21 protein-coding genes are annotated in these 26,938 nt (G+C 72.2%); 11 read left to right on the forward strand and 10 right to left on the reverse strand.

All coding sequences use genetic code 11. The annotated features are described in order from the left end of the window. Position 1 precedes the first annotated feature (1 nt). The 4 genes from AC0NH5_RS18655 (at position 2) to AC0NH5_RS18670 (ending at position 5,565) form a co-directional block, all read left to right on the forward strand. Complete coding sequence (locus AC0NH5_RS18655) at positions 2-2,125, forward strand: esterase-like activity of phytase family protein (RefSeq protein WP_474405340.1); 2,124 nt, start codon at positions 2-4, stop codon at positions 2,123-2,125. Between the two features lie 129 nt (positions 2,126-2,254). Continuing rightward, positions 2,255-2,620, forward strand: coding sequence for a hypothetical protein (locus AC0NH5_RS18660; RefSeq protein ID WP_474405342.1), 366 nt, complete (start codon positions 2,255-2,257; stop codon positions 2,618-2,620). A gap of 259 nt (positions 2,621-2,879) precedes the next feature. Then, a complete protein-coding gene (locus tag AC0NH5_RS18665; RefSeq protein WP_474405343.1) occupies positions 2,880-3,527 on the forward strand; it encodes a hypothetical protein in 648 nt (215 codons plus the stop codon). A gap of 1,732 nt (positions 3,528-5,259) precedes the next feature. Then, positions 5,260-5,565, forward strand: coding sequence for a tyrosine-type recombinase/integrase (locus AC0NH5_RS18670; RefSeq protein ID WP_474405690.1), 306 nt, complete (start codon positions 5,260-5,262; stop codon positions 5,563-5,565). Between the two features lie 81 nt (positions 5,566-5,646). Here the strand turns inward: AC0NH5_RS18670 and glnA are convergent, their stop codons facing one another. Continuing rightward, entirely contained in the window at positions 5,647-7,071 is a 1,425-nt protein-coding gene (gene glnA, locus AC0NH5_RS18675; protein WP_474405345.1) for a type I glutamate--ammonia ligase, read from the reverse strand. Positions 7,072-7,260: 189 nt separating this feature from the next. On the opposite strand from glnA, the gene AC0NH5_RS18680 reads away from it, so the two are divergent. After that, on the forward strand, positions 7,261-7,665 hold the full coding sequence (locus tag AC0NH5_RS18680; protein WP_474405347.1) for an RDD family protein: 405 nt from the start codon (positions 7,261-7,263) through the stop codon (positions 7,663-7,665). Positions 7,666-7,703: 38 nt separating this feature from the next. Here the strand turns inward: AC0NH5_RS18680 and AC0NH5_RS18685 are convergent, their stop codons facing one another. After that, positions 7,704-9,617: a hypothetical protein gene (locus AC0NH5_RS18685; protein ID WP_474405349.1), complete on the reverse strand. Its 1,914-nt coding sequence runs from the start codon at positions 9,615-9,617 to the stop codon at positions 7,704-7,706. A 3-nt stretch (positions 9,618-9,620) separates the two neighbouring features. Further along, positions 9,621-10,538, reverse strand: a complete 918-nt coding sequence (locus AC0NH5_RS18690; protein WP_474405351.1) for a hypothetical protein — start codon at positions 10,536-10,538, stop codon at positions 9,621-9,623. 100 nt (positions 10,539-10,638) lie between these two features. Between AC0NH5_RS18690 and AC0NH5_RS18695 the strand changes: the two genes are divergently transcribed. Beyond that, complete coding sequence (locus tag AC0NH5_RS18695; protein ID WP_474405353.1) at positions 10,639-10,980, forward strand: WXG100 family type VII secretion target; 342 nt, start codon at positions 10,639-10,641, stop codon at positions 10,978-10,980. Between the two features lie 12 nt (positions 10,981-10,992). Next, positions 10,993-11,277, forward strand: coding sequence for a WXG100 family type VII secretion target (locus AC0NH5_RS18700; RefSeq protein WP_474405355.1), 285 nt, complete (start codon positions 10,993-10,995; stop codon positions 11,275-11,277). Between the two features lie 133 nt (positions 11,278-11,410). On the opposite strand, the gene AC0NH5_RS18705 is transcribed toward AC0NH5_RS18700, so the two are convergent. From AC0NH5_RS18705 to eccD, 3 genes are all read right to left on the reverse strand, one after another. Further along, a complete protein-coding gene (locus AC0NH5_RS18705; protein ID WP_474405357.1) occupies positions 11,411-11,704 on the reverse strand; it encodes a hypothetical protein in 294 nt (97 codons plus the stop codon). A gap of 437 nt (positions 11,705-12,141) precedes the next feature. Beyond that, the gene (gene eccB / locus AC0NH5_RS18710) at positions 12,142-13,464 is read right to left on the reverse strand and encodes a type VII secretion protein EccB (RefSeq protein ID WP_474405692.1); all 1,323 of its coding nucleotides are present in this window, start codon (positions 13,462-13,464) and stop codon (positions 12,142-12,144) included. 2 nt (positions 13,465-13,466) lie between these two features. Next, on the reverse strand, positions 13,467-14,870 hold the full coding sequence (gene eccD / locus AC0NH5_RS18715; protein ID WP_474405359.1) for a type VII secretion integral membrane protein EccD: 1,404 nt from the start codon (positions 14,868-14,870) through the stop codon (positions 13,467-13,469). Positions 14,871-14,976: 106 nt separating this feature from the next. Here eccD and eccCa point away from each other — a divergent pair, with 106 nt between their 5' ends. Further along, the gene (gene eccCa, locus AC0NH5_RS18720; RefSeq protein WP_474405361.1) at positions 14,977-18,864 is read left to right on the forward strand and encodes a type VII secretion protein EccCa; all 3,888 of its coding nucleotides are present in this window, start codon (positions 14,977-14,979) and stop codon (positions 18,862-18,864) included. Between the two features lie 8 nt (positions 18,865-18,872). Here the strand turns inward: eccCa and AC0NH5_RS18725 are convergent, their stop codons facing one another. The 3 genes from AC0NH5_RS18725 to AC0NH5_RS18735 form a co-directional block, all read right to left on the reverse strand. Continuing rightward, on the reverse strand, positions 18,873-19,799 hold the full coding sequence (locus tag AC0NH5_RS18725; protein ID WP_474405363.1) for a hypothetical protein: 927 nt from the start codon (positions 19,797-19,799) through the stop codon (positions 18,873-18,875). After that, a complete protein-coding gene (locus tag AC0NH5_RS18730; RefSeq protein WP_474405365.1) occupies positions 19,796-21,043 on the reverse strand; it encodes a type VII secretion protein EccE in 1,248 nt (415 codons plus the stop codon). Before AC0NH5_RS18730 ends, AC0NH5_RS18725 begins: the two co-directional genes overlap by 4 nt. 242 nt (positions 21,044-21,285) lie before the next feature. Further along, on the reverse strand, positions 21,286-21,978 hold the full coding sequence (locus AC0NH5_RS18735; RefSeq protein WP_474405367.1) for a DUF4191 domain-containing protein: 693 nt from the start codon (positions 21,976-21,978) through the stop codon (positions 21,286-21,288). A gap of 171 nt (positions 21,979-22,149) precedes the next feature. Here AC0NH5_RS18735 and AC0NH5_RS18740 point away from each other — a divergent pair, with 171 nt between their 5' ends. The 3 genes from AC0NH5_RS18740 (at position 22,150) to AC0NH5_RS18750 (ending at position 25,566) form a co-directional block, all read left to right on the forward strand. Beyond that, positions 22,150-22,332, forward strand: a complete 183-nt coding sequence (locus AC0NH5_RS18740) for a hypothetical protein (RefSeq protein WP_474405369.1) — start codon at positions 22,150-22,152, stop codon at positions 22,330-22,332. A 53-nt stretch (positions 22,333-22,385) separates the two neighbouring features. Next, positions 22,386-25,262 (forward strand): helix-turn-helix transcriptional regulator, encoded by a 2,877-nt coding sequence (locus AC0NH5_RS18745; RefSeq protein ID WP_474405370.1) that lies wholly within the window; start codon positions 22,386-22,388, stop codon positions 25,260-25,262. A 115-nt stretch (positions 25,263-25,377) separates the two neighbouring features. Continuing rightward, positions 25,378-25,566 (forward strand): hypothetical protein, encoded by a 189-nt coding sequence (locus AC0NH5_RS18750; protein WP_474405372.1) that lies wholly within the window; start codon positions 25,378-25,380, stop codon positions 25,564-25,566. Positions 25,567-25,731: 165 nt separating this feature from the next. On the opposite strand, the gene lipA is transcribed toward AC0NH5_RS18750, so the two are convergent. Then, entirely contained in the window at positions 25,732-26,628 is an 897-nt protein-coding gene (gene lipA / locus AC0NH5_RS18755; protein WP_474405695.1) for a lipoyl synthase, read from the reverse strand. Positions 26,629-26,938 lie beyond the last annotated feature (310 nt).

Raw genomic sequence — 26,938 nt, forward strand, 5'->3', positions numbered from 1 at the left:
CATGTCCCTACGTCGTACCACCTCGGCGGTCGTGTCCGTCGCGGCCCTCGCCGCGGTCGCCGGCATGCCCACCGCGGCGGCCGCGCACGGCCGCGCCGACGCCTTCCACCGGCTGTCCACGTTCCCGGCCTACCTGAACTCGTCGATCGACGACACCGCGGCAGCCGAGATCTCGACCGTCACCGAGGACGGCCGCACCGTCGTCTACACCGACAGCCCCGGCAAGCGGCTCGGCTTCGTCGACATCACGAACCCGGCCCGGCCGCGGCCCGCCGGCACCCTGCCGATGGACGGCGAGCCCACCTCGGTGGCACACCTGGGCCGGCTGCTGCTGGCCGGCGTGAACACCCGGGCGAGCTTCACGGAGCCGTCCGGCAAACTCGTGGTGATCGACGCGAAGTCGCGGTCCGTGCTGCGCGAGATCGAGCTCGGAGGCCAGCCCGACTCGGTCGCGGTCGCCCCGAGCGGCCGCTACATCGCCGTCGCCGTCGAGAACGAGCGCGACGAGGACGTCGACGACGGCGCGATCCCGCAGGCGCCGCCCGGCTGGCTCGCGGTGATCGACACCCGTACCTGGAAGGTGTCGAAGGTCGACCTGACCGGCCTGTCCGCGGTCGCGCCGACCGACCCGGAGCCGGAGTACGTCAGCATCAACTCCCGTGACGAGGCCGTGGTCTCGCTCCAGGAGAACAACCACCTCGCAGTCGTCTCGCTGCCGTCGCGCCGCGTCGTCTCGCACTTCACCGCCGGCGCCGTGACGGTCGGCCGCGTCGACACCCGCGACGACGACACCATCTCCCTCGACGGCACGATCACCGCGAAGCGCGAACCCGACGGCGTCGCCTGGATCACCGACGACCTCTTCGCCACCGCCAACGAGGGCGACTACGAGGGCGGCTCGCGCGGCTGGTCGATTTTCGACAAACGGACCGGCAAGGCCGTCTGGGACGCCGGCAACACCCTGGAACACATCGCGGTCGCGCACGGCCACTACCCGGACAAGCGCTCCGACGCCAAGGGCATCGAGCCGGAGAACGTGGCGTTCGCCCGCATCGGCCGCACTCCCTACGTCTTCGTCAACTCCGAACGCGGCAACTTCACCGCCGTCTACGACGTCTCCAACCCGATCGCGCCCCGGTTCCAGCAGCTGCTGCCGACCACCAACGGTCCCGAGGGCGTCGTGGCCGTCCCCTCCCGCGGCCTGGTCGTCGTCTCCAGCGAGGAGGACGACGCCTCGATCGGCATCCGCGGCACCGTGCAGGTCTTCGGCCTCGGCCGGCCCGCCGGCACCACGCTGGTGTCCAGGAACGACATCCCGTGGGGCGCGCTCTCCGCCCTCTCGGCCGTGCCGGGACGGCGCGACCGGCTGGCCGCGGTCACCGACGCGGTCTACACACCGACCCGGATCCTCGGCCTGTCGACCCGCGGGACGATCGACTCCTCGGTCACCGTCACCAAGGGCGGCGTCCCGGTCGGCTACGACGCCGAAGGCCTGGTGGTGCGCAAGCAGGGCGGCTACTGGCTGGCCGTCGAGGGAACCGGTGCGGGCAAGAACCCCGATCTTCTGGTACGCCTGGACGCGCGCGCCGAGGTCCGGGAAGAGATCCCCCTGCCCGCCGACGTGGCCGGCGCGATCACCAGCAACGGCCTCGAAGGCGTCGCCGAGGTCGGCACCTCGGTCTGGGTCGCCGTCCAGCGTGCCGTCGCGGGCGACCCGGCGAACACCGCCCGGATCGGCCGTTACGACACGGTCACCCGCACCTGGTCGTGGCTGCTCTACCCGCTCGACGCCGCCCCGGCCGGCTGGGTGGGCCTGTCCGAGCTGGTCGCGGTCGACGCGACCAGGTTCGCCGTGATCGAACGGGACAACCAGCGCGGGGCACAGGCCGCGATCAAGCGGATCTACACGTTCGACGTGCGCTCGGCGTCGCCGCAGGGTGTGGTGCGCAAGAAGCTGGTGAAGGATCTGCTGCCGCTGTTGAAGGCGGACGGCGGCTGGGTGCAGGACAAGGTCGAAGGGCTGGCGGTGGCGGGGAACGGCCGCACCTACGCGGTCACCGACAACGACGGCCTCGACGACGCCACCGGCGAGACGGTCTTCCTCGACCTGGGCCGGCTGCTCTGAGCCGCTGACACGGCGCCGGCTCGCGAGGCCCGGCGCCGTGTCAGCGTCGCCGCTCGTCCAGATCGCGCGCTTGCCGGCCGGCGTAAGTCATGCTGGCAGTTGACCGGTTCGAGGAAAGGCGGGTAAGCGGTGGGAGCCTATGTCAGCGTGCGCGGCTGGGTGGAGTGCGTCGACGGACAGCTGGACGCTGTGTGTGAGGTGCTTCGCCGGCACGACGAGGATTTATCCGGTGGTGGCTGGTCGACGGTGCGCGGGCCGAACGGCGACGTCGCGGTGATGTACTGCGGAACCATCCGCAACTCCGGAGTGGACCGGCTGCTGGGCGCGTTGCGCGAGGCAGCGGCGATCCCGGCGCCGCCGGACGAGCCGGCGGACCGGGTCCGTGGGCTGTTCCTGGCCCACAACGAGGAGACCGGGATGCAGGAGTGGCAGGTGCGTGACGGCCGGGTCGTCGTCGAGCCGCTGCCCGGCCGGTACGACTATCTCCAGGCGTAAACTGCCCTGATGAGCGAGTGGGTCGTGGTCCTGACCATCAGCGGCGAAGTGCCGCAGCGGGAGTGGCACCAGGCCTGGGATCGTTGACTGCGCGGCTGGGGCATCGACTGGGACCCCTTCACGGCTGACGAGGTGCGCCTCGACCTCTACCGGATCCGCAGAACCGACGGCACGATCGGCTGCAGCCGCGTCTGCCGGGTGCGGAAGTCTGCCCTGCGGCGGCTCGGCATTGACGTACCCCCGTTCTAAGCTGCCCACCATGATCGACCGTCGCCGCCTCCTCGCCGGGGCGCTCACCCTGACCGCAGCCGCCGCACTGACGGCATGCACCTCCGCGGAACCGGCGGCCGGACCGGCCGCTGCACCGCAACACTTCGGTCCCGCCGGCTACGGCAGGCTCACGCTGACGATGACCGAGGCCGAAGCCCTCGCCACCGGTGAACTCCAGGATGAACCGACGTCCACGATTCAGGGCATGAAGGTGTATTCGTTCGTGGACGGACCGCAGCCCGACCCGAGCCAGGTGGCCGCCGACGAGAAACTGGAGACAGATTTGGCGGCCGCCGAGAAGGACACGTCGATGGCCGGGCAGGCGCGAGCCATGGAACTCAGCGCCACCGCGATGCGCGGGATGTCCGTACGCCTGAACGCCTTCCTCACCGCCGGCGGCGCCGCTTTCACCGACGGCCGGATCGACAGCATCGCGGCGCCCGCGGACGCCGCAACCCCGGAGGGCGTCAAGCGGGGCTCGTCGCTGGCCGAGGCGAAGGCCGCCTATCCGGGCCTCGAATCCAGCTCCGAGCACATGCACTTCGTGCCGGTCGAGGGGCATTCCGGCTGGGTGCTGCAGTTCGAGACGGAGAACGACACCGTGAAATACATGACACTCAACAACCGCACCACATAGCCGGCGGACCCAAGGCCGGCGCCGGCGAGCCACTGATCCGGAGATCCCGGAGACGGCGCCTCGGCGCAGGATCCACGCTGGACGCTCGGCGCACACGAAACGGCGGCCACGCCAGGCATGGCCGCCGTCGTCGTGTGTGAAGTTCGGGCGCGTAGCGCACCCGACCTTCACACACTCTTCGAGCCGTTCAGCAGCGGTCGCGGCAGGGCGCAGGACCGCGGCTTATCGGATCAGACGTTGTAGTACATCTCGAACCAATCATGGGAGCGGCGACCTGCGGAAACGCAACCGATGAAGGCTCTGAGCTGCACAGTAACCTGCCTTCGATCGCCGTCGTTTACAGTGCTTTCTGGGCTCGATTGTGCCGTGGTTGGGCCCGGTGATCTTCGGGATGGTCCGGGCCATGATTGATGCAAGCCGGGGGTCCCTCCCGCCTTGGGTGGCATCCCGTTGCGCAGGCACCGCCCCGCTGGCCCCCGGCCAGCCGTGGTCTGGCCGCCTCCGGTGGGTGAGGGGCCGTCCGGGCCGGGCATCGCGGGGCCGCCCGGGTCCAGGGCAGGCAGCCCTGGCCTCCGGAGGCAATCTCCGGGTGCAGGGCCGGAGATCCTGCCCGCCGAAGGCTGGCCGACTTCGGGATTGTTGCCTCCGGAAAGCGACGCCCGGTCCGGGTCTGATCATGCCGTCGACCAGTGACGGCGGGCGCGGGTGGGCCCTTGGTGTCGGTAGTGTCGGCGCGTATTCGGCGCGGGCAGACTTTGATTTTACCAACGAGGGGCCGAGTGGCTTCCCGTCGCGCGGGCTCTGCCTCATCCGGCCACCCGACCTGATGACCTCCGGCGCGTGGCGGGGAGCCGCTTCCCAGAGCGCCCGCCGGAGGCATGTTTCTCAGCGGGTCCGGGCGGAGTCTGGGCGCCGGAGGCTTACTTCTTTTGGTAGGGCCGCTGGCGGCGCGTGTTCTTCACGGAACCTGGTCCGGCTAGAGCACGAACTTTCGAGCGGTGAGCCAGCTCGTGGGACGACTGCCTGTGGTCGCCTCGGCGCGGAGGCGTGAGGATCCAGGCGAATGTAGAGGTAGCAACCGCGAGGTACGGCGCGAGCAGATCGGCCACATCGGCTGGTGAGGCCATGAACCGGAACCAGACCCAGGTTCCGAGTAGGACGAACACGCCAGCGGTGCAGGCTCGGTTGAAGACGGTTGCGCGGAGGCGGACGACGTTACGGCGAAGGGTGCGCCATAGAAGCGCGGCGAGAAGCGTCACTGCCCGTACCGTCTGCGCTACCAATTGGGCGCAATGAGTTGAGCAAGTGATCTGGGTCACTCTTCATAAGGGGCGACCTATCTGCTGGTCCTCCTTGGCTTAGGTCGCGAAGTCGGAGCTTCGTCGTGTCCGACGAGAGTTCTCACTGCGCGGCCGGGCCGAAGGCGTAAGGCACCGGATCCGAGCCGCGCCTTGAAGACGTAGAGAAAGTTCTCACCTGCTCCGCCGTCGCATCCGCCGTCGCGTTCTGGGGGGCCTCAGGACTTGACTGACAGACCGGCATCTAGACAGACCCCGGGCCTCGGACATCTGCAAGTCGGGCAGGTGCGTCCCAGCAAGGTGCAGGCGTGGGTACGTGACCGGAGTCTTGTGCTCGCGCGGCACTCCGGCGACAACTGGAGACCCTGGGAGATCCGGTTGAAGTCGACGACGACACCGACCCTCGCCGGCCGACTCGGCGGCCCGCCTCACTCATCTTCCGAGGTGCTAACGGTAAGCCGGTGATCGCTTCGGCCTTCTCGCGGACCTGGACACCGGTGCGGGCCAAGGTCGGTCTGCCGATGCGGTGGGGGTTCCACGGGCTACGGCACTACTACGCGACGTTGCTGATCCACGCCGGGGCGAGTGTCAAGACGGTGCAACTGGCGCTCGGTCACTCCGCTCCGAGGATCACCCTCAACGTGTACGTGCACGAGTGGCCGGACGTCCTCGGGTCGCTCGTCGACGCGGCGCTCGGCACACACGAAACGGCGGCCACGTCGGCTGGGAGCCGAGCATGACCGCCGTCCCGGGAGTTGTGCCCGAGTTGTGCCCAAGATCAGATCAGCGGGTGGAACTGCTGGTCAGAGCCTTGGTCAGCGTCAGACGTTGTAGTACATCTCGAACTCGTGGGGGGTCGGCCGCAGGCGGACCGGGTCGACCTCGTTGGCGCGCTTGTAGTCGATCCACGTCGAGATCAGGTCGTCGGTGAAGACGCCGCCGGCGGTCAGGTACTCGTGGTCGGCCTCGAGCGAGTTCAGCACCGCGTCCAGGGAGCCCGGGACCTGCTTGACGCTGCCCCACTCCTCCGGCGGCAGGTCGTAGAGGTCCTTGTCGATCGGGGCCGGGGGCTCGATCTTGTTCTTGATGCCGTCGAGGCCGGCCATCATCTGGGCCGAGAACGACAGGTACGGGTTGCCCGAGGGGTCCGGCACGCGGAACTCGACGCGCTTGGCCTTCGGGTTGCTGCCGGTCACCGGGATGCGGGTGCAGGCGGAGCGGTTGCGCTGCGAGTAGACCAGGTTGACCGGGGCCTCGTAGCCGGGCACCAGGCGCCGGTAGGAGTTGACGGTCGGGTTGGTGAACGCGAGCAGCGACGGCGCGTGGTGCAGGAGGCCGCCGATGTACCAGCGGGCCATGTCGGACAGGCCGGCGTAACCGGTCTCGTCGTAGAACAGCGGCTCGCCGCCCAGCCAGAGGCTCTGGTGGGTGTGCATGCCGGAGCCGTTGTCACCGAACAGCGGCTTGGGCATGAAGGTGACGGTCTTGCCGGCGGCCCGCGCGGTGTTCTTGATGATGTACTTGAACAGCTGCATCTGGTCGCCGGCGTGCAGCAGGGTCGAGAACTTGTAGTTGATCTCGGCCTGGCCGGCGGTGCCGACCTCGTGGTGCGAGCGCTCGACGGTGAAGCCGGTGTCGATCAGCTGGCGGACCATGGTGTCGCGCAGGTCGGAGTAGTGGTCGACCGGCGACACCGGGAAGTAGCCACCCTTGAAGGTGGTCTTGTAACCGAGGTTGCCGCCCTCCTCCTCGCGGCCCGAGTTCCAGGCGCCCTCGATCGAGTCGATGTAGTAGAACGCCTGGTGGGCGGAGGTCTCGTGACGGATCGAGTCGAAGATGTAGAACTCCGCCTCGGCGCCGAAGTAGGCGGTGTCGGCGATGCCGCTGGAAGCGAGGTACGCCTCCGCCTTCTTCGCCACGTTCCGCGGGTCACGCGAGTAGGCCTCGCGGGTGAACGGGTCGTGGATGAAGAAGTTCAGGGCGAGCGTCTTCTGGATGCGGAACGGGTCGACGAACGCCGTCGCCACGTCCGGGAGCAGCATCATGTCGGACTCGTGGATGGCCTGGAACCCGCGGATCGAGGATCCGTCGAAGGCGAGGCCGTCGGTCACCACACTGTCGTCGAACGACTCGACCGGGATGTTGAAGTGCTGCATCACACCCGGGAGGTCACAGAACCGTACGTCGACGAACTTGACGTCCTCGTCTTTGAGGTATCGCAGGAGTTCCTCGGGATTGGCGAACACACGTCCTCCTGGCACAGTTTTCCGATACCGGGCGGCAGGTGCCGCCACCTGGCAAGGCTGGTCGCGACGTTATGGGCGCGGAGTTGCCCCGGCGTATCCCTATTGTTTCCGCCGTGTTAAGGACTGCGCGGAGGGCACGGCGAGAGCGCCAGCCGACCTCCCGGACACTATCGCGTACGCTCGGCAGACGTGGCTGCTTCCACGAACGACGTGAACCCGTCGCCCCAGGTCCCGGCCGGTCTGGAACCCGCCGGGCTGGGCCCGCGACTGGCCGCGCTGCTGATCGACTGGTTTCTCTCGCTGCTCATCGCGAGCCTCTATGCCAGCCCGTTCGAGGTCGCCTGGCCGGCGGTGGTGGTGCTGGTGCTGGCGAACACGTTCTTCGTCGGCCTGTTCGGGCAGACCCCCGGGATGCGGCTGCTGCGGATCCGCTGTGCCTCCTATCCCGACGGCGGCGTGCTCGGCCTCGGTCGCGGCCTGCTGCGGGCGGCCCTGCTCGGCATCTTCGTGCCGGCACTGATCATGAACAGTCAGGGCCGCGGCCTGCACGACCGGACAGCCGGCTCGATCGTCACCCCGGCTCCGCGACGCTGATCCGGCTTTCACCACGCTGTGCGGCGTCAATCCCGGCGTCAATCCCGCTTCACCACGCCGCCGCCGGGGCCGCGTACCCGGAAGGCCTGCTCGTCGGTGACGATGTCGCCGTCGGCGCGTTCGGTGGCCGGCTCACCGCGCTGCCGGCGTTTGCTCAGCTCAGGCGGGACCGTCCGGCGCTGCGCGGGGGTCTCCGGCTCGGCCGCCCGGCTGCGCAGCGCCCGCGGCCCGCTCTCCGGCCGCGAACGCTGCGGCGGTTCGACGCTTCCGCCGCCGGCCCCGGACCGGGCCTTCCCCGCACCGAACAAATCCAGCCATGCGAGTGCACCGCGATCCCGTCGCGCCGGCCGCGGCGGCGGCGCGGCGGGCGCGGATCGGCCGAGCACGGACGGCGCGGCGCCCTGAGCGGTCGGCCGGCCTTCGGCCGCGGGCGAGCTGAGCTCTTCCTTGCTGCCGGGACGCCGGTCACGGTTTTCCGCGGGATTTTTCAGTACGGGCAATGCACTCGGATGGGAAGTGCGGGCGGACGACCCGTCTCCCGTGGTTCGTGTTCCCGGCGCACGCCCCTCGGCCCGGTCCTCGGGGCGCCGCCTGAGCGGCGGCGGCAACGGCTGGCCGGTGCCGGGCCGGCGGATCTCCTTACCGGGCGGAGGCGTGACCGGAGCACCATCGGGCGGCCCGATCGGGCGGCGCACCGACCGTCCCGGCGGCGGGGCGTTGCCGGGCGGCGGCAGAGGGGTACCGCCGGGACCGCCACGGCCGAACTGACCGGGCAGCGGCGGCTGAACCGTGCCCGGCGGGGTCAGCGAGCCGCCGTTCTGACCCGGCACACCCGGCGGCAGAGTCCCGGGCGGAGTCCCGGGCGGCGCGACCCCGGGCGGCACTGCGCCGGGAGGTAGTGCCCCGGGAGGCAGGGTCCCCGGCGGGAGCGCTCCGGGCGGGAGCTTTCCCGGCGGAAGAACGGCGCCCGGCGGCGATCCACCCGGCGGCACCGTTCCCGGAGGCCGCACACCCGGCGGGACCACTCCGGGCGGCACGACGCCGGGCGGCACGACGCCGGGCGGCACGACACCGGGTGGGACAAATCCGGGCGGGACCACTCCGGGCGGGACGACTCCGGGCGGTAGAGCGCCGGGCGGGACAGCACCGGGAGGGACCGCACCAGGCGGCTGGGTCCCGTCGGGCGGCGCGAAGCCGCCCGGCTTGCCGGCCACGGGACTCGTGACGAACCCCGGACCCGGCACACCCGGCGCGCTCAACGCTCCGTTCACCGGCTGCACCGGCGGCCCCGCTCCGTTCGCCACCACCGCGATGTAATCGAAGTACTGGTCGCCGTACTTGACCGCCAGTGCCTGCGCCGCACTCCGGTAGCGTTCGGTCACCTCGGCCACGTCCGCGGCGACCTCCTCGCGGGCCGCCGCGTCCCAGCTCTGCCCGCGGGTCAGGAACGCGCCGAGACTCTCCGGGAAACCGATCGCCCGCGCCTCACGCATCTCCTGCTCGTACCGCTGCATCAACTGGTCGGCCTCGCGGCGCGCCTCCTGGCTGACCAGGACCAGATGGCGCAGCGCGGTGACGTTGCGCTGCAGCGCGTCCATCCACACGTCGAGATAGGTGAGCGCCTCACCGGGACCCCGGCGCAGGAACGCGTCGCGCGCCTCCGGGGAGCGCCAGTGCTCGTCCTGCAGGACGGTGCTCTGCTGGACCACGAAGTGCCGGACCTCGGCCAGGAACGTCCACGCGTTCTGCCACTGGTCGGCGAGCGCGGCCATCTGCTCGGGATGCATGTTGCGGATCTTCGCGACCACGATCTCCGGGGTCAGCGGGTTGCCCAGCCCCGGCGGCGAGGTGAACGGCGTCTGCGCGGCCGGGTGACTCGCGTAGCGCTGCTGCCCGCTGTACGGGCTGTACCCGTAGTTCGGGTCGGCGGTCGCGCCCCAGTACTCACCCATCGTCTAGCCGTTCGCGCCGGCGGTACGCGGTCCGACCCGCACCCGGTCGATCTCCTCGAGCAGGCCGCTGTCGTCCGGCCGGAAGGTGCTCGACGTGCTCTCCCCGGTGGCCGGATCCAGCTTCTCGGTGGTCAGACTCGTCGTCCGTCCCCGTGGGTCGACAGTCTCGGTGGAAGTGTCGGTGACGGTGCTCCGGTCGTACACCTGCCTGGTCGTCGTCGTGGCGCTGAGCTCGCCGTCCGGTCCGAAGGTCTCCTCCGTGGTGGTCCGGACCGCGCCGTCCTGGCGCGTGGTCGTGCGCGTCGTGCCGGTCGAGATCGTCTCGCCGCCCGGCCCGGCGACCGTGATCGTCACCGTCGTCGCCCCGCCCGGCCCGGTGAACGTCAGTACCTCGCGTCGCTCCCCGTTCGGCCCGGTGGCGGTCTGCGCGGTCTGGTACGCGTTGACCGGCGTAACCGGCCCCTCCCGCCACATCGGACTGTCCGCCGCCGGCACTGCCGCCGCCGGTCCGGTGCTGCCCGGAGTCACCGCGAAGGCCGCCTTCACGTCGGCGAGGGAGGCCGCCGCGGTCGCGTCGCCCGACCGGTACCGGTTCGCGATCGACTGCGCCGCGTTCCCGATGTTGCGCAGCGACTCGCCGAGTTTGCCGAGGTAGATGGTCAGTTCGGCGGCGTTGGCCAGCAGCTGTGCCTTGACCGCGTCCGCCTCGCCCAGCACGTCGCCGTCCCACGCCGCGTGCGGCATCTCGCTCAGCGGTGCCAGACGGGCCGCCCGGGCCGCGAGGTCGGCCTGCTGGTCGGCGAGGAGCCGGGCGTACTCGCGGAGCCCGTCGAGATCGACCTCCACCTTCGGGCCGTCGCCGAGCCAGGGTGTGCCGGTGTTCGCCGCGGTCTGCTCCGCGTAGGGATTCTCCGCACTCATGCCGACGTGTACACGCCACTTCGGAAACCGGTTCGAACCGTCCGTGTGCAAACGGTGTACGGGCAGTCATAGGCCACCACCGGACTTCGGGAGAATGACCATGGCAGCAGGTCAGTTCCACGCCACTCAGGAACAACTGACCGCGATGGCGCGGCGGTGCGGCGAGACCGGGCAGACCGTCTCGTCCGGCATGAACCAGCTGATGGGCCAGATCCAGGCCCTCGGCGGCGGCGGTTTCCAGGGCACCGCGAACAACGCCCTTCAGGACGTCTCGGTACAGCTCAACGACGGCCTCCGGAAGATCATGACGGCGCTGGACGAGCTGGGCGGCAAGATGTCGTCCGCCGCCTCCACGTACGGCGTCAACGACGAAGAGGCGGCCCAGTCGATCCGAGCGGGTGCCGTCGCCGACGGCTCCGTGGTCACCATCCTGCGCGGCTGAAGGAGCTGACTCATGAACATCACCTACAACTTCGGCCAGATCGGCGAGGTCTCGGCCGCCATCAACACCTTCCAGAACCAGATGGACCGCGAGCTGAACGACCTGTACACGGCGTTCACCCAGCTCTTCGCCCAGGACTGGACCGGCGCGGCGGGCGTGGCGTGCGACGACGCCCGCCAGAAGTGGAACCAGGGCGCCGCCGAGATCAAGGCCGCGCTGGCGACGGTCGGGGTGCGGCTGGGCGAGTCGGCGACCCGCATGCAGCAGGTGGATCAGCAGATCGCCGCCGGCATGTGAACAGCGTCGGCAGGTGAACGGCGACGGTCACGCCCCGGCTTCGGCCGGCGTGGCCGTCGCGGCGCTGTGGCTTGCCACGGGCTGTCGCTTGCCGCGGCGCTGTTTTGCGATACCGCGGCCTTGCGGCGCCCGGTCAGAGCAGGTTGCGGACGAACATGGTGGGCGCGTCGGCGCCTGTGCCGAAACGGACGTGGCTACCCCCGGCCCGGTCGACCGCGTCGTCCCAGCCGGGCGGCGCGGCGTCGCCGTCGGGGGTCAGGCGGGGCATCAGAAAACCCTCGTCGCCGGGGCCGTCGACCATCACCACGGTGAGCCGGTTCACGAGCGACCACTCGCTCTCCACCAGCTGACCAGGCACATCGACGGCCAGCGTGAGCACCGGGACACCGTCACGAATCGCGAGCTGAGGCGGCACCATGCTGGGCATCGCATGAGTATGCCCGAACCTCGATGTCGTCGGGGGGCGGGACGGCTCCTTGCCGCAGCTCGCCGATCCAGTCGGGTCGTCCGGGCATCCGGCTGTCGGCCAGGGCTGCCATCGAGACCCGCGGACAGCTCCAGCAGACAGCCGGGGGATCGAAACGGCTGAGAAACGACCGCCGGCTGTGTGCTGGAGCTGTCGTGGCGCAGGCCGGCTTCGGCTGATACGGCCGCGGTGCCGGAGGTGGTGCGGCCGAACGGCGGGGAAGCGGCGCGGGCGGACGGCGGGGAAACGGGGCCTCGGACGGGCGGCGCGGGCGGACGGCGGGGAAACGGGGCCTCGGACGGGCGGCGCGGCCGGTTGGCGGGGAACGGGGCTCGGGCGGGCGGGCCGGAAGAGGTGGAGCACGGAAGGGGCTTCGGTCGTACGACAGAAGGGGTTCGTCAGTTCGAAGAAGTGGCTGGTCGCAGGGCTGCGGCGGGATCCAGGGCCGGGCCTGCCGGAACGGCGTCGGACAGAGCCGGCGGGACGTCGATGGCGGCGTCGGGGGAGTAGCCGAGGCGGGACAGGGCCTCGTCGCCGGGGACGGGGTGACGCCGGGCCTGGTCGGTGATCACGAGGAAGCCGGCGGTGGCGCGGAGCAGGGTGAAACGGCCCGCGGGGATCTGGACGGCCTCGCCGGCGGAGGTGGGGATGGCGTCGGCGAAGGCGGTGGGCGAGCCGCCGACGGTGAGGGTGGGAGGGTCCGTGGCGGTGCGGGTGGTGGCGCAGGCGGCCTGCCCCGGGGGGAGAGGGGCCAGGTCGGGGACCGCAGCGGGCGGCTGGGGGGCGTTGGCGAGGGCGTCGCTGGTGGGGGACCTGGAGACTTCGCTGACTTCGATCTCCTGCGGCTCGGCGGGGAAGGCGGCGTTGAGCACAGCCTGCTGCAGCGGGGAGACGGGGGCCAGGCCGTCGTCGAGGACCAGGTAGAACTGGCGGCCGGTGCCGGTCTCGGTGAACAGGACGTCGCCGTTGTCGCGGCCGGGGACGGCGCCGGAGGGGTCGCCGCGGTCGTCGACGTCGACGGGGGCGATGTCGGCGCCGGTGGGGAGGGTGTCCAGCCAGCTGGCGGTGACCTCGGTGGGCTGGGCGGCGCCGAACAGGGCGGGGATGGTCACGCGGGCGTTGCGGATGCGGTGCTTGCGGCCCTGCGCGACCAGGTGGGTGAGGTCGCCGCCGGTGACCAGCAGCCCGCGGTCGGCCAAGGGGGTGGCGGCGGGGCCGGCGGACGCGATGAGCAGGGCCGAGGTGGGGGTCTCGCCGGGGACCGTGCAAGTGGTCCAGGGCAGCCGGACCTGCCGGTCGGCGGCGGGCAGCGAGTCAGGGGCGTTGGGGATGCCGATCAGGGCGCCGCGGGCGGTGCCGGCCAGGGACTCGGCGGTGATGCGGAAGACCGGCGGGTTGCGGCGGCCGGAGGCGAGTTTCGCGGAGGCCAGGTTGAGCGTCGGGGTCAGGCGGTCCCGCAGATAGACGAAGGTGGCGCCGGTCTCGCGTTCGACGACCACCGAGCCCTCGGCCTGCCAGCGGGTGTCGCCGGTGCGGGTGAGCAGGCCGTACACCCCGAAGCCGGCGGCGACCAGGACGGCCACCATCAGGCCGGCGAAGAGGGCGCCGATGCCGCGGCGCAGCGGGGACTGGGCGGGATCGGTCTCGCGCATGACGAGCGCCGAGATGACCCGCTGGTTCATGAACTGGTACGACTGGAGCTGGTCGCGGCGGGAGGTCATGCTCACCCGCCGAGCGAGGCGAACAGACCGCGGATCGCGCCGTAAAGACCGATGACGCCGCAGGCCAGCGGGATGAGGGCCATGATGGCGGCCACGTCGAGGATGTCGGCGGCCCGGCCCAGGTACGGCGACGGCGGCTTGCGGCTGAAGAGCAGGGCGGCGGGCAGTGCGCCGGCGGCCACCAGCAGGGCGCCGGCGAGCAGGGCGACGCCCGGGAGAGCGCCGGTGACCACCGAGCCGAAGCCGAGTCCGGCCAGGCCGGTGAGGCCCGCGACCAGCAACGGGACCCGCTGGGCGGGCGTGGGCAGCAGCCGGGCGCGCAGCAGCAGGGCGGCGATCGCGGCGATCATCAGGAGCACGGCGGAGACGCTGGGACGGGCGAGCGCGAGGAAGGTCATCGCGACGAAGCTGCACAGGGCGGCGGAGAGCAGGAGCCCGCTGAGCACCTCGGCGGAGCGCACCACGGCGGCGAAGACGTCGGCCCGGCGCGGCATCGGCCGGTCGTCGAGGATCTCCTCGGCCCGGGCCGGCAACTCCGGGAAGGGCAGCCGCCCGAGCCAGGCGGCGATCACCGGGTACGCCGGGAGGAGGCCGATCGCGGCGGTCAGCGCGATCGCCGCGGCGCCCTCGGCGGAGACGCCGGCGACGGCCAGCAGCGCGGCGAGCAGGCCGGTCAGGGCGGCGGCCGCACCGGCGACGAACAGGCGGGAAAGGCCGGCGACGCCGACGTGGCCGACCGCGCTCAGCATGAGCAGCATGACGGCGCCGAGCGCCAGACCGGCGGCGCCGATGCTGAGGAAACCCGCCGTCGGCTCGGTGCGCAGCCAGGCGCCGCCGAAGAACGCGTAGGGCAGGCCGGCGGCGGCGACCACGGCGCCGGCGGGGGCGTCGTGCAGGACCCGCGACAGCAGGATGCCGGCGACGGCCAGGCCGGCCGAGACGAGGAGCGCGACGACCGCCGGCACTGTCCACGGTGCACCGCCGGCCACCAGCCCGGCGATGCCGAGCAGCAGCGCGCCCGCGGTGACCGCGAGGCCGCAGCGGCGGGTGGCGGCGGCGCTCCAGGAACGCGCCGCGCGGCGGGAGCCGCCGGCGATCAATTCGACCACATCGTCGTACGCCGGTTCGGGCCAGTCCTCCCGGGCCGGCTTCAGATGCAGCAGAGCGCCGTCGCGGACGCCCTGCGCGGCCAGATTGCGGGTCGGTTCGAGCGGGGCGCCGGTGGCGTGGCGCAGCACCCAGCCGCCGGTGTGCTCGGCCGGCTCGCCCAGTGCGTCCTCGGCATGCCGCAGCAGGTGCGGTAGCAGCTCCGCCACGATCATGTTGTCGGGCAGGGCCAGATCCAGCCGGCGCGCGGGTGCGGCCACGGTGACCCGGGCCAGGCCGGGTCCACCAGGCGTGGTCACAAGATCACCCCCTGCGACGGCGTGACCCACAACGTAGCAGGATCCGCCGATATGATGGTCACCGATCTGTCACCACTGGGAAGCCCAGCGTAGTCAGGGGATGGGTGTGACCGTCACGATCGTGAAGCGCCCGCCCCGGCGGCCGGCGCCCGGTATGCCCTCCGGCGAGGTGCTGCTCGACCCACCGCCCGAGGTGCCGCCCCCGGCCGGCAAGGGCTGGAGCCGGATGCTGATGATCCTGCCGATGGGCGCCGGTGCGGCGGCGATGGCACTGATGATGGGCGCGCAGCGGGGCGGGCCGATCACCTATGTGGCCGGCGCGATGTACGGGGTGTCGCTGCTCGGCATGATCGCGATGATGGCCACCAGCACGACCGGACCGGGCAAACGCGAGATGATCGAGTCACGCCGGCAATACCTGCGGCAGCTGACCCGGCTCCGGGCGCAGGTGCGCGCCACCATCCAGCAGCAGCGCGAGGCGCTCTACTACCGCAATCCCGACCCGGGGACACTGTGGAGCTTCGCCGACAGCGGGCGGCTCTGGGAACGCCGGCGTGGCGACGCCGACTTCACCGTGGTGCGGATCGCGGTCGGCCCGCAGGAGGTGGCGACCCGGCTCATCCCGCCGCAGACCCGCCCGGTCGACGAGCTGGAGCCGCTCTGCGCGCTGGCGTTGCGGCGGTTCATCGGCGCCTACTCGGTCGTGCCGGACCTGCCGGTGTCGGTGGCGCTGCGCGACTTCTCGCACGTCTATCTGCGCGGCGCCGACGAGACGGTGCGCGACTTCGTCCGGGCGCTGCTCGCCCAGACAGTGATCTTCCACGCCCCGGACGACCTGCGGATCGGTGTCTGCGTGCCGGACCATCAGCGGGAGCGCTGGGAGTGGGCGAAATGGCTGCCGCACGCGCAGCACCCGGGCAAGACCGACGCCGCCGGGCCGGTCCGGCTGGTCGCGCCGAGCGTGCCCGCGCTGGAGGCGATGCTCGACGACGTGCTGGTCAACCGGCCGCGGTTCGATCCGGCCGGTGCGCCGGCCGGCGGACCACACGTGGTGGTGGTGATCGATGGCGGCTCGACGGCCGGCTCCGACCATCTGATGACCGAGGGCGGCGTCGCCGGCGTCACGCTGCTGGACCTGTCGGGGCAGCCGCCCCGGCTGCTCGACGACAGCTCGGTGATCCTGGAGATCGCCCCGGACGGGACGGTCACCGGCACCACCATGGACGGCCCGACCGAGGTGGGGCGGGCCGACACGCTGAGCCGGCCGGAGGCCGAGGTGCTGGCCCGGGAACTGGCGCCGTTGCGGTTGTCCGCCACGTCGTACGCCGACCAGCCTGCCGTCTCCCAGGACATGGGGCTGGCGGAGCTGCTGGACGTCGGCGACCCGTACCGGATCGACCTCACCGAGCTGTGGGTCAGCCGGCCCAACCGGGACCGGCTGCGGGTGCCGATCGGCGTCGGGCTCGACGGCCGGCCGGTGGAGCTCGACCTGAAGGAGTCCGCGCAGGACGGCATGGGCCCGCACGGGCTGCTGGTCGGCGCGACCGGCTCCGGCAAGTCGGAGCTGCTGCGCACGCTCGTGGTGGCGCTCGGCCTCACCCACGACCCGGAGATCCTCAACTTCGTGCTCGTCGACTTCAAGGGCGGCGCGACGTTCGCCTCGCTGGACCGGTTGCCGCACACCGCCGCGATGATCACCAACCTGGAGGACGAGCTGCCGCTGGTCGACCGGATGCTCGGCGCGATCCAGGGCGAGCTGACCCGGCGGCAGGAGCTGCTGCGCAAGGCGGGCAACTACGCGTCCCAGCGGGACTACGAGCGGGCCCGGTCGGCCGGGGTGCCACTCACGCCGCTGCCCAGCCTGCTGTTCGTGGTCGACGAGTTCTCCGAGCTGCTGAGTGCCCGGCCGGACTTCATCGACATGTTCGTCCAGATCGGACGGGTCGGGCGGTCGCTCGGCATCCACCTGCTGCTGGCGTCGCAGAAACTCGAGGAAGGACGGCTGCGTGGGCTGGAGTCGCATCTGTCGTACCGGATCGGGTTGCGGACGTTCTCCTCGATGGAGTCGCGGGCGGTGCTGGGCGTGCCGGACGCCTACGAGCTGCCGCGATCCCCGGGACACGGCTATCTGCGTACCGGCACCGAAGGTCTGGTGCGATTGAAAGCGGCGTACGTGTCCGGCGCGGTGCGCAGACCCGGAACGGTGGCACAGGCGGGCGCCGGCGCCGTGGTCCGGGACTATTCGACGTTCTACTCGGTGCCGGAGCGCGACCCCGGGCCGGTGGCGGCCGCACCACCTGTCGACGAGGGCGACACCCTGCTGGAGCTGCTGGTCCGGCAGATGGAAGGACGGGGCGCTCCGGCGCACGAGGTGTGGCTGCCGCCGCTGGACCGGGCACCCACCCTGGGCCAGATGGTGCTGGACGGCGCCCCGCTGCATGCGCTCGGCGGCGTGGTGGACAAGCCGTTCGAGCAGCGGCGCGACCCGATGTGGCTGGACCTGTCCGGCGCGGCCGGCAACGTGATGGTGGTCGGGGCCGCGCAGTCCGGCAAGTCCAACCTGCTGCGCACGCTGATCGCGTCGCTGTCGCTGACCCATACGCCGCGCGAGGTGCAGTTCTACGGGCTCGACTTCGGCGGGGGGCCGCTCAGCGCGCTGGTCGACCTGCCGCACGTCGGCGGCGTGGCGACCCGGCGCGACGTGGACCGGGTCCGCCGGACCATCGCCGAGCTGCACGGGCTGCTGCGGGCACGGGAGGAGCTGTTCGCCGCCGAAGGGGTGGAGGGCGCCGCGGCGTACCGGCGGGCCAAGACACAGGGCCGGTTCGCCGAGGATCCGTTCGGCGACGTGTTCCTGGTGGTGGACGGATGGGCGGCGCTGCGCACCGAGTTCGAGGACCTGGAATCGATGGTGCACGAGCTGGCCAACCGCGGGCTCGGGTTCGGCATCCACCTGCTCGCCACCACCAACCGCTGGATGGAGGTGCGGCCGCAGATCCGCGACGTCTTCGGCACCCGGATCGAACTGCGGCTCGGCGAGCCGGCCGACTCGGTGATCAACCGGCGGGAGGCGATGAACGTGCCGGACCGGGCGCCCGGCCGCGGCCTCACCCCGGACGGCCACCACTTCCTCGCCGCGCTGCCCCGCATCGACCGGCTGAACCAGGTGGACGATCTCGCCGACGCGGTCACCGATCTGGTCAAGCACGTCGCCGAGCAGTGGACCGGGCCGCCGGCGCCGCGGGTCCGCCTGCTGCCCGCCGAACTGCCGTACGAGGCGTTGCCGCCGGTCCAGGGATGGGCCGTGCCGATCGGCATCGCCGAGGCCGATCTGCAGCCGGTGTCACTGGACTTCGACGCCGAGCCGCACGCGCTGCTCTTCGGCGACGTGGAGAGCGGGAAGAGCTCGTTCCTGCGCGGCCTCGCGACGTCGATCGCGGCGAGCCACGACCCGTCCGAGGCCCGGCTGCTCCTCGTCGACCTGCGGCGCAGCCTGCTCGGCTGTGTGCCGGCCGGGCACACCATTGGTTACGGAAGCTCGCACCAGGTCACCGCTGACCTGGTCGGCCAGGTCGCGGTGGCGATGCGGGAACGGCTGCCCGGGCCGGACGTGACACCGCAGATGCTCAGCGACCGCAGCTGGTGGAAAGGGCCGCGGCTCTTCGTCCTCGTCGACGACTACGACCTGGTGGCGGGTGCGGCGCAGAACCCGCTGCTGCCGTTGCTGGAGTTCCTGCCGCAGGCGCGCGACATCGGGCTGCACGTCGTCGTCACCCGGCGGGTGGGCGGCGCGTCGCGGGCGCTGTTCGACCCGGTGATCGGGCGGATCCGGGAACTGGCCTCGCCGGGGATCCTGCTGTCCGGCGCGCCGGAGGAGGGGCCGCTGTTCGGAACGCTGAAACCGCGGACGCTGCCGGCCGGGCGCGGATGGATGGTGACGCGGCGGCACGGGGCCCGGTTGGTACAGCTCGCCTGGGTGCCGCCGGCGCGCTGAGACCGGGGTCAGCGGCGCGGTGGCCCCAGCAGTTGCTGTTCGATCGGGGTGGGGCCGAGCGGGAAGTAGTCGTCGGTGTCGCCGGCGAACAACGCGATCATGTCGTCGGCGAGGGAACTCAGCAGGCGGGCGTCGGCCGCGGGCAGACGCAGGGCGGACGCGGCCAGGGCGGTCTCGTCGTCGCCGAGCCGTTGCAGCAGCACCAGGTCGGCGTCCCGCAGGGTGGCCAGGCCGGGACGATCCAGGTGGCGCAGCAGGGTGAGCCGGGTCTGCCACGGCGCCGGGGTGGGTGGCGTCGCGGGGGCGGTGGTGCCCAGGTCGTACACGATGAGGGTGGGCATCTGGGGTGTGCCGGTGGGGAAACCGCCCTGGTCGCTGCTGAGCACGGTCAGGCGGTTGTACTGGCCGGTGGCGCGTTCGCCGAAGCCGGACCAGGAGCGCGGGTCGGTGGTCACCACGATGGCCCGGGCGCCCAGGGCGAACGCTCGGAAGATCAGGAGCTGGGCCGGCCAGAGGCCGCCGACCAGGGCTGATCGGGTCGGTTCGGGAGCCAGGAAACGGATCGGGCGGTTGCGGCCGAGGAGCAGGCCGGCACCGGCCGGCGGGGTGGTCGTCACGCGGACCTGACCGGCGCGCGGCAGGGAGTGCCATCCGATGTGGAGGCGGGCGGTCCGTCCGGACGGGCCGGTGCGGTCGGTGGAGGGCTCCGGCGGTGGCCGGTGTGGCGGGTCCGGGGGCGTCGCCGGGACGGCTCGCGGGCGTGCCGCCGGGGCTGCGAAGGCGGGCGCCGCGGGCTGGGCCGGAACGGTGGCCCGGGCCACGGCGGCTGCTTCGGGTTGCCACCGGCCTTCGGCAGGGGCCTCGGGTCGCGGCTGATCCGCAGAGGGCCGGCCGGGTGCGGGCTGCCATGCGCCGTCGGCGTCGGGGCGGGTCATCCGGCGCCACCTCCGGTGGGTGCGGTCGCATAGACGGCGGGGCCCTGCTCGCCGTCCAGCGGCTGCAGCTCGGCGCCGCTGCGGTGGGCGCCGTCGAGGAGCATCTGATGCAGGGCTGCCAGGTCCGCCTCGGGACGGGTCGCCAGGTGCAGGAGGGCGCGGATCGCGATGCCCTGCTCGTCGGCCGTCAGCAGCAGCGTCACGGTGGCCCGGGCGACCGGGGCGGCGGCGGCCCAGGCGAGGAACTCGGTGGCGTGGGCGGGCCAGGTGCGCAACCAGTACGTCCGGTGGAACAGGCGGGCCGAGCGCCAGTGTGTCCAGGTCTCGTCCACGGTGGAGCCTGGTTCGACGTCGCAGTGCTGAGCCACGGTGGCGAGGAGCCCGTCGGCGTCGAGGATCCGGCCGGTGATGCCCTGCCGGCGCAGGCCGGACACGATCCGGCGGGCCAGGCCGGCGGTGCGGGCCGCTGCGGCCTCCGGGTCGGCGGCGGGGTCGAGAAGAGCTTCAGCGAGGGTACGGGCGTCGACGCGCACGCAGATCGACGACTCCCGGTGGGCGGGGACCGGTGCGTCCATCAGCTGCCGATATGAGGTGGCGGCGGGTGAGCCGGGATGCACGTCGAGGCTGGGCGCGGGAATCGTGTGGGTGACGAGCTGCAGGACCATGCCGGGTTGACCGGCGTTGGCGATCAGGCCGGTCAGCACGTCGAGCGGGATGGGCGGGGTGCCGGGGGCGAGGGCCAGGACACTGAACCAGCCGGCTTCGTCACGGGCCACGCCGACGACGGAGCCGTTGGTGCCGGGGGTGGTCATGTCGCGGACGGTCAGGCCCGGGGCGATGGTGCGCAGCACGGCCAGCAGGGGGCCGGCGCCGGGGTCCGGACGGGCGGCCCGGCGGCGGTGGTGGTCGCGGGCGATCTGCTGGTGTTCCAGCCACCAGCGGCCCTGCCGCCGGGCGAAGAGGGCGGGGAGGACCAGGGCGGCCAGCAGGCCGGCGGTCAGGGTCTGGAGGAGGCCGCGGGTGGTGGCGGCGACTACGGTGAGGACGGCCGCCTCGGCGAGGAGGATCTGGGCGAGGCTCAGCGGTCCGAGACGGCCGCGACGCGGGACGGGGATGCCGCCGGGGCTGCCGGCGGGGGGCGCGACCGGGGCGGCTGCGGGGCCTGGGGCGGTCGCTGCCGACCGGGCCGGGGGTGGGACGTGGGCAGCCGTGGGGGGCGGGGGATAGCTGTCGCTCGGTCGCACCGGCCACCTCCCTGGACGGTCAGTAACGACAGCATTCTATGAGAGTAATCATGATCGTCGTTGCCCCGAGCCGGGAGGTTCGGCAGTGCGGAGGAGGTGCTACCAGTTTCTGGTCGGGAAGGTGCGGCAGGGCAGGTCAGCCCGGCGCCGGCGCTGCGGCCCGGAGTGGCAGGCAGCGCGCCGTGCGTCGGCGGGACGGCCCCGGTTCGGCGGCGGCGAACCTGACTCGTACCAAAAAGTCGTCAGCGGGGTCGTTGCTGGCGGAACGCGCCCTTGCTGGGCCGCATGCTCTTGGGGATCGCGCCCTTCGGCATCTGCGGGCGTGCCATCAGAGCGCCGAGGCGCTTGTCCAGGGCGTTGACGTCCTTGCCGGTGAGGTTGCGCGGCAGGCGCAGCATGGTCGAGCGCAGCTTGCGGACCGGGAGCTGGCCCTCGTCGGTGCCGATCACGTAGTCGTAGAGCGGGGCGTTGCCGATCACCTTGACCAGGCGCTTGCGCTCCTGGCTGAGGAGGTTGCGCACGCGCTGCGGGTCGCCCTCGGCGAGCAGGATGACGCCGGGGCGGCCGATCACGACGTGCACCATGTCGAACTGGGTGGTGGAGCTGGCGGCGGGGCGGACACGCCAGTCACCGCGCATGTTCTCCATCAGCGAGGCGGCGGCGCCGGGCTGGCCCTCCGCGACGTTCATCATCGCGGCGTTGGAGCGCAGGTTGAGCACGATCAGCACGGCCAGCATCGTCAGCAGGATGCCGATCGGGATCCAGAGGTATCCCCAGCCCAGGAGCACCGCGGTCACGGTCAGGGCGAGCGGGATCGCGACCGCGCCGATGACCAGCGGGACGAACCACTTGTCCTGCTTCGCCGTGAACGAGAACACCTGGCCGATCTGCTTCAGGCGCTCGCGGAACGACACCTTCTCCTGGGGCTTTGCCATAGCCGCAAAGTGTAGTGGGGCTCAGGTACCTTACGGCGGCCCGGGCACCTGCGGCGCCCGGAGTAAGGAGGGTGGGGTCCGGTAGATCGGTCGGTGTCCCCATGCCCGGCGGGTGCCTTCGCGCGAAGAGTCATCGGTGCAAGCAGCCGAACGAGGCGCGAGGAGCCCGAGATGAATCTGTTCACCAGCCCGGAGATCCAGTACGACCTGATCCGTCAGCACGGCGACGACCTGGTCCGTGCGGCCGCGGAGTACCGCCTGGCCCGGCAGCTCACCGAACGGCCGGCACGCCGGTTCGGGCGGTGGCCACGGCGCCGCCGGCCGGCCCCGGCACCGCAGCCGCTCGTGTCGTGACCGGCGCGATCGGCGCGGAAATTCTGTCGCACCCGCGTGACATGCTCGACGTCATGACGGTGAGTGCCCACAGCACGGTTCTGGTCGGCCGGGAGGCCGACCTGGCCGCGCTGCACGAGGCGCTGAAACGGGTCCGTGGCGAGGAGCCGGCGGCGCTGCTGGTCGGTGGCGAGGCCGGGGTCGGCAAGACCCGCCTGGTCGAGGAGTTCGCCCGGGCGCTGACCGGTGAGCCGCTGCGGGTGCTCAGCGGACAGTGCCTGGAGCTGGGCGAGGAGGGCCTGCCGTTCGCGCCGTTCTCGGCCGCGCTGCGCGGGCTGATCCGCCGTGAGGGGCGGGCCGCGTTCGGCGGGCGGGAGCCGGAGTTCGCCCGGCTGCTGCCCGAGCTGGGCCCGCCGGCCGACGGGGGAGAGAGCCGCCGGGGGCACCTGTTCGAGCTGGTCGGGTCGCTGTTCGCCCGGCTCGCCGAGGAGCAGCCGATCGTCCTGGTGATCGAGGACCTGCACTGGGCCGACCGGTCCACCCGCGATCTGATCGGGTTCCTGGTGCGCTCGGCGCGGGTGCCGCGGCTGCTGCTGATCGCGACGTACCGCACGGATGAGTTGCATCGGGGGCATCCGCTGCGGCCGTTCCTGGCCGAGCTGGAACGGGTTCGCGGCGTGCAGCGGCTGGAGCTGGACCGGCTCGACCGGGACGGCACTGCCGAGCTGCTCGGGCACCTGCTCGGCGCCGAGCCCGACCCGCCCACCGTGGACGCGGTGGCCGAGCGGGCGCAGGGCATCCCGTTCTTCATCGAGCAGTTCGCCGCCTCGGGCGATCCGCGCTGCGGCGACATCCCGGAGACGCTGCGCGACCTGCTGCTGTCCCGCGTCGACCAGCTGCCCGAGACGGCGCAGCGGGTGCTGCGGGTGGCCGCGGTGGGCGGCACCCGGTTCGGGCACGAGTTGTTGGCCCGCGTCGCGGGGGTGGACGAGCCGGCGCTGGAGTCCGCGCTGCGGGCGGCGGTCGCCGCCCAGCTGATCGTCTTCGACCCGGACGGGGGTTACGAGTTCCGGCACGCGCTGGTCCGCGAGGCGGTGCACGACGACCTGCTGCCCGGCGAGCACTCGCGGCTGCACGCGCGGTACGCGGAGGCGATCGAGGCGGCGCCGCACCTGATCGAGCTCGACCGGGCGCCGGCGGAGATCGCGCATCACTGGTTCGCCGCGCACGATCCGCCGCGGGCGCTGGTCGCCGCGCGGCGTGCGGCCGCCGAGGCCGGCGCGCGATATGCGTTCGCCGAGCAGGCTCGCCTGCTGGACCGGGTGCTCGAGCTCTGGGAGCAGGTGCCCGGCGCGGCCGGCCTGCTCGGCACCACCCACCTGGACCTGCTGGAGGAGGCGGCACTCGTCGCGATCGACGCCGGCGACCACATGCGGGCGCTCAGCCTGACCCGCGCGGCGATCGGCGATCTGGACTCCGCGGCCGAGCCGTTGCGGGCGGCCCGCCTGCTGATCCGGCGCGCCAAGCTGCTGCGCAACGCGGGCAAGAGCGACGGCGCGGCGGAGGCCCGCGAGGCATACCGGCTCCTGCAGGCGGCTCCGCGGGACACCGCATGGGTGCGGCTGCTGGGCGACGTGGCGCACGTCTTCGGCGGCATCGGCGGCGAGGACGCCGGGCGGATCGCGCGGGAGGCCAGGGCGGCGGCCGTCGAGTTCGGGGACGAGGCGGCCCAGATCTCGGCCGAGATCATCCATGGCCAGGTGTGCGGCGGCCGGCTCCCGGTCGCGGAGGCGCTGCCGGCCATGCGCGGCGCGGTGGACCGCGCCCGGGCCGGCGGCGATCTGCAGAGCTTCACGTACGCGCTGGTCAACTTCTCGGACGCGCTGTACGAGGTGGGCGAATACGCCGAGTCGGCCGCGGCCGCCGCGGAAGGTGTGCCGCACGCGGACCGGGTCGGGGTCAGCCGGACCACCGGGGTCTACCTGCTGGCCAACCACGCCGAGGCACTGATGGCGCTGGGCGACTGGGATCGGGCCGACACGCTGCTCGCCCAGGCGGCCCGGCACGATCCCCCCGGCACCCTGGCGGTGCCGTGGCTGCGGTTGCGGGCCCAGATCCGGCTGGCGCGCGGGCACGAGGGGGCGGCCGCGCTCGTCGCACGGGCGACCAAGTTCCTGAGCCGGCCGTTCCTGAAGGCCGAGACCCGGGTGTCCCTGCTCGAGCTGCGGGTCCTGGCCGGCCGGGCGTCGGGCGACCTGGCCGCGGCGGTGGCCGTGGCCCGGACCGCCGTGTCGGACCAGGGGGTGTCACAGCGGCCTCGGTACGGGTGGCAGCTGCTCGTCGCGGCGGCCCGGGTGGTGGTGGCGCAACCGGACACGGTGCTCGAGGCGGGGATCCGGGCGGTGGCGGCCGGGTTGCCCCAGCGCTATCCGGCCGAGCGGGCCGGTGCGGCCGAGGTGGCGGCGCTGCTCGACGGCGGGGTGCAGCGGTGGCGGGCCGCGGTCGAGGCCCGGCGGGCGGACGGGCAGGCGTACCAGCTGGGGGTCGCGCTGCTCGGTCTGGCGGAAGCAGTGGCGGCGGACCGGCAGGCGGCGGCCGAGGCGATCACCGAGTCGGGGGAGATCGCTGAGCGGCTGGGGGCGCGGCCGCTGGCCGAAGCGGGCGAGATGCTGGCGCGGCGGCTCGGCGTGCGGATGGCGCCGGCGGGCGTGCGGGTGACGGCGGCGGGCGTGCGGGCGACGTCGGCGGGCACCGCGGTGCTGACGGCCCGGGAACGGGAGGTGCTGCGGTTGGTGGCCGAGGGGCAGAGCAACAGCCGCATCGCACAGCGCTTGTTCATCTCGCCGAAGACGGCGAGCGTGCACGTGTCGCGGATCATCGCGAAACTCGAGGTCGGCAACCGGGTCGAGGCGGCTGCGGTCGCGCACCGGCTCGGGCTGCTGGAGGAGTGACCGGCCGGAAACGCTAAAGGGCCCGCCGCGGGTGACCGATGTTGGGGGCCGACTCCTGACGGCAGGAGTGGTGGAGAGTCATTCGTCCCCTCGGAGGTCAATGATGGACAACGCCATGGACGTGGCTTATCGGGTCATCGACGCGTTGTTCGGGCCCGGGTCGACAGTGCCCTGGTGGGCATGGGTGGCCCCGCTGTTGATGATCTTCGCGAAGCTGCTCGGGCCGGTGGTGACGCCGGCCACGGCCGGGGCGGGCCCGGGTTCCGCGAAGAAAAGCAAGAAGGGTAAGAAGGGCAAGAAGTAGAGGCTTTGTTGTGTGAGTAGGGCGCCGCTCGGTGGGTCTGGTCCCACCGGGCGGCGCCCGTTTTCGTCGGCGCACAAGTCGCCGGCTGGGAGCCGGCCGAGGTGGGCGGGACATGCAAAAGCCGGCGCCCGCTGGAGTCAGCGGGCGCCGGCTGCGTAAAGAGCGTCAGCCGCGGGCGGCGAGGGCCTGCTGGTAGAGGCGGCCCGCCCGGTACGACGACCGGACCAGGGGCCCGCTCATCACACCGGAGAAGCCGATCTCCTCGGCCTCCTCGCGCAGCTCGACGAACTCCTCCGGCTTGACCCAGCGCTCGACCGGGTGGTGCCGGGGCGTCGGCCGCAGGTACTGCGTGATGGTGATCAGCTCGCAGCCGGCGGCGTGCAGGTCGCGCAGCGCGGTGGAGATCTCGGCGCGCTCCTCGCCCATGCCCAGGATCAGGTTGCTCTTGGTGACCAGGCCGGCCGCCCGGGCCTGGGTGATGACGTCGAGGGAGCGCTCGTATCGGAAGCCCGGACGGATCCGCTTGAAGATGCGCGGGACGGTCTCGACGTTGTGCGCGAGCACCTCGGGGGCCGCGCCGAAGACCTCGGCGAGCTGGGTGGGCTCGGCGTTGAAATCGGGGATCAGCAGTTCCACGCCGCAGCCGGGCTGCAGCTTGTGGATCTGGCGGACGGTCTCCGCGTACAGCCAGGCGCCGCCGTCGGGCAGGTCGTCGCGGGCGACGCCGGTGACCGTGGCGTATTTCAAACCCATCGTGGCGACGGACTCGCCGACCCGGCGCGGCTCGTCGGCGTCGAACTCGGCCGGCTTGCCGGTGTCGATCTGGCAGAAGTCACAGCGGCGGGTGCACTGGTCGCCGCCGATCAGGAAGGTGGCCTCGCGATCTTCCCAACACTCGTAGATGTTGGGGCAGCCGGCCTCCTGGCAGACCGTGTGCAGGCCCTCTTTCTGCACCAGACCGCGCATCTGGGTGTACTCGGGGCCCATCTTCGCCTTGACCTTGATCCACGGCGGCTTCCGCTCGATGGGAGTCTCGGCGTTTCGCGCCTCGATGCGCAGCATGCGGCGGCCCTCGGGAGCAATAGTCACAGTCCGAAGATACGCCCGCCCACGGCCCACCTGACGCAGGGTGTGAGTGCACTCACCGGCCCGAAACAAAATCAGGTGCACATCGGTACGAAAGGAGCTAACGTCTCCCGTCACGGCATTGATGGGACCGAGTACCGCTCCGACAGGCCGGACGAGAGAGCCGCTGGTAGCTGGGAGGGCGGCCCGAGCTCCGGAGCGGGAAGACACCCCGGAGCCGGTGTACGACAAGAGGCGCCTCCACACCGGTGGCGCGAAGGTGCGGTGGTACCGCGAGGATCCCGCT

Source organism: Actinoplanes sp. 13, from assembly GCF_056134165.1.